Annotated in this window: 1 pseudogene; it reads left to right on the forward strand. The window is 66.9% G+C overall.

What is annotated here, in order from left to right:
• Nucleotides 1–362 (forward strand): annotated as a pseudogene (locus PH586_RS23455) (sarcosine oxidase subunit alpha); the annotation flags it as partial.

The raw sequence follows: 362 nt of genomic DNA on the forward strand, positions 1-362 counted from the left end.
CTGTTCCAGGTGCCGCACGAGAAGCCGACCGCACGGGCGCCGAAGCAATTCGTCGACCAGCAGAACGACGTCACCGCGGCCGGTATCGAACTGGCCACCCGCGAGGGCTTCGAGTCGGTCGAGCACGTCAAGCGCTACACCGCGCTGGGCTTCGGTACCGATCAGGGCAAGCTGGGCAACATCAACGGTCTGGCCATCGCCGCCCGTTCGCTGGGCATCAGCATCCCGCAGATGGGCACCACCATGTTCCGCCCGAACTACACCCCGGTGACCTTCGGCGCCGTGGCCGGCCGCAACTGCGGTGCGTTGTTCGACCCGGTGCGCTACACCGCGCTGCACAGCTGGCACCTGAAAAATGGCGC

The sequence above is a fragment of the Pseudomonas aestuarii genome, assembly GCF_027988105.1.
Lineage (GTDB): Bacteria > Pseudomonadota > Gammaproteobacteria > Pseudomonadales > Pseudomonadaceae > Aquipseudomonas > Aquipseudomonas aestuarii.